At 73.5% G+C, this 2998-nt stretch carries 3 protein-coding genes; all 3 read left to right on the top strand.

What is annotated here, in order from left to right; all coding sequences use genetic code 11:
• The coding region (locus KVT45_RS54785) for a LuxR family transcriptional regulator (RefSeq protein ID WP_217562565.1) at positions 1 to 1908 on the top strand (1908 nt) is incomplete at its 5' end.
• Positions 1909 to 2024: 116 nt separating this feature from the next.
• Positions 2025 to 2564, top strand: a complete 540-nt coding sequence (locus KVT45_RS54790; protein WP_217562567.1) for an HdeD family acid-resistance protein — start codon at positions 2025 to 2027, stop codon at positions 2562 to 2564.
• A gap of 86 nt (positions 2565 to 2650) precedes the next feature.
• A partial coding sequence (locus tag KVT45_RS54795) for an LLM class flavin-dependent oxidoreductase (protein WP_217562569.1) occupies positions 2651 to 2998 on the top strand: 348 nt, incomplete at its 3' end.

Consider the following 2998-nt stretch of genomic DNA (forward strand, 5'->3'; position numbering starts at 1 on the left):
TTCTGCCCCCCGCTGATCGGTACGGCCGTGGTGGCCCTGGCCCCGCCGAGCGCCCCCCGGGCCGCGCACGAGGCGCTGGCCGCCCCCCTGGCCGACGATCCCGAGCGCCGCGCCTGGCACCTCGCGGAGGCCGCCACCGGGCCCGACGAGTCGGTGGCGCGGGCGCTGGACGAGGCGGCGCTGACCGCCTGGCGGCGCGGCGGCGCCGCCCCCGCGGAGCTGCCGGCGCCGGTCGGCGCGCTGGTCTCCGACCGGCGCCGGATCGCCGCGTCCGCCGCGGTCACGGCGCTGGTGCGCGCCGGTGAGCTCAGCCCGCACCCGGTCGACCGCTCCCGCCGCCTGGTCGAGGCCGCCTTCCTCGCCACCATGACCGGTCAACTCGACCAGGTGAACCGGCTGCTGGCCGACGCCGGCCAGACCCCGGACACCCCGACCGGGCTGGTCTTCGCCGCCACCGCCCACCTCCTCACCCATGACGACGGCGACGTCGACGCCGCCTACCGGCTGCTGGCGCGGGCCCTGGACGACGTCACCTGCAAGGCCACGAAGGGCGACTGGGACCGGCTCGGGATCCTGTACACCCTGCTGCTGGTCAGCCTCTACACCCTCAGATCCGAGCCGTGGAAGCTGCTCGACACCGCGATGGCCCGGTTCCCCCCGGAGGCGGTCACGCCCTTCCGGCTGTGTTACGACGCGTACGTCGACCCCACCCGCAAGTCCGAGGCGATCCGGGAGGGGCTCGCGGACGCGTTCGCGGAGCTGCCCACGGACGCGGCGCCCTGGCAGATCGTGCCGCTGGGGTTCGCCGCCGTCGCCATGGACGCCCTCGCCGACCACCGCTGCCTGCTGGTGCGCATGACCGAACGGGAACGCGACGGCGGCGCGATCGGCATGGTGATCCCGGCGCTGCTGCTGCTCTGCCAGGACTCCTATGTGCACGGGCAGTGGGACGAGGCGGAACGGCTCGCGCAGGAGGGGCTGGACCTGGCGACGGCCTACGGCTACCAGTTCTGGGAGCGGCAGCTGCGGGCCGTACTGGCCTCGGGCGCGGCGCTGCGCGGCAACGCCGACCTCGCCCGCAGCCGCAGCGAGGAGACCACCTCGTGGGCGGCGCCCCGCGGCATGGAGGTGACGGAGGGGTACGCGCGGTCGGCGCGCAACCTCGCGGCCATCGGGCAGGGCGACTACGAGGAGGCGCTCGCCCAGGCGGCGCGGATCGGCCCGCCCGGTGCCCCCACCCCCGGGGTGCCGGGCCGGTGGATGGTGCTGGACTTCGTGGAGGCGGCGGTCCGCACCGGCCATCTGGAGGACGCCCGGGCGCATGTCCGCGCCGCCCAGGAGGCCGGCCTGCCCCGGATCGGGCCCCGGATCGAGCTGATCACCGCGGGGGCCGCCGCCGTGGCCGCCGACGACGCGCAGGCCGCCGGGCTGTTCGAGGCCGCCCTGGCCCTTCCGGACGCCTCCCGCTGGCCCTGGGACTACGCGCGCATCCGGTTCGCGTACGGCCAATGGCTGCGCCGTACCCACAACATGGCCGGGGCGCGGGTGCAACTGGGTGCGGCCCTGGAGACGTTCGACCTGATCGGCGCCGCGATGATGGCACAGCGGGCCGCGGCCGAACTGCGTGCGACCGGCGTCTCCGTCACCGCCCGGTCCGACGCGGCGCCCGAGCCGCTGACCGCCCAGGAGCGGCAGATCGCCGAACTCGCGGCAACGGGCCTGAGCAACAAGCAGATCGGCGAGCGGCTGTTCCTGTCGCACCGCACGGTCGGCTCGCATCTGTACCGCGTGTATCCCAAGCTGGGGATCACCTCGCGGGCCGCTCTCCGTGGCGCGCTGGAGGCGATGCCCACCGCCGAGGAGGCCGGCCGGGCGGCAAAGCCCGCCGATCGGGCAGTAACGGAATGAGTCGAATGACCGATCACACGGGGCCGTCGCGCCGCTAGCCTCCGTGCCCGTCATCGCGGTTTTTCCGGGCCGGGGTGGAAGTCGGCGCCGCGGCACCCTCGTTCACGGAGGTCACCTTGCTCAGTTCGCCCAACGCGCTGCTCTGGCGCGGCCTGCTGGCCGTCGTCATCGGCATCGTCTCCGTATCCTGGCCGGGCATCACCGTCGGCGCGTTCGTCGTCCTCTTCGCCATATACGCGTTCATGTACGCGGTGATGGACGGGGTCCGCGCCTTCAGCAGCGACCGGGTGGGTCCGGTGCTGGGGTGGCTGCTGCTGGCCGTGCTGTCGGTCGTGGCCGGCGTCAGCTCCCTGGCGTGGCCGGGCATCACGGCCCTGGTGCTCACCCTCTGGGTCGCCGCGTGGGCCCTGACGACCGGTGCCATGGAGGTGGCCCTGGCCTTCCTGCGCGGTGAGACGGCGGGTGAGCGCGCCCTGTTCCTGCTGACCGGCCTCGTGTCGGTCGCGCTCGGGTTCGTCCTGTTCGTGCGGCCGGACATCGGTGCCGTCTCGCTCGCCACCGTCTTCGGTCTCTTCAGCATCGTCCACGGCATCTCGGCGGTCTTCGCCTCGTCGGAGGTGCGCCGCCGGCGCCGGCCGCAGCCGCTCGGCGGCTGACGGACCACTCAATTTCCTTGCTTGACAAAGCACATACTGGTCCCGGCATACTCGATGGCGACAGGTTCGGATCACGGAAGGCCCGCATGAACCTAGGCATCGCCATCGCGGATTTCACCCAGCCCGGCGGCCCGGCGGGCATCGCACGCCATGTGGCCCGACTCGCCCGCAGCGCGGACGAGTTCGGCTTCCGCCGGATCGCCGTCATGGACCACCTGTTCCAGATCGGGATCGTGGGCGCCTCCGAGCAGGAGATGCTGGAGGCGTACACGACCCTGGGCTATCTGGCCGCGGCCACCGAGCGGGCGGAGCTGCTCGCGCTGGTGACCTCGGCCGGATACCGGGAACCGGAGCTGCTGGCCAAGAGGATCACCAGGCTCGACGTGCTCTCGGAGGGCCGCGCCGCCCTGGGCATCGGGATCGGCGCCGGTTTC

Origin of the sequence: Streptomyces sp. GbtcB6 (genome assembly GCF_019091475.1) — a bacterium.
Classification (GTDB): domain Bacteria; phylum Actinomycetota; class Actinomycetes; order Streptomycetales; family Streptomycetaceae; genus Streptomyces; species Streptomyces hyaluromycini.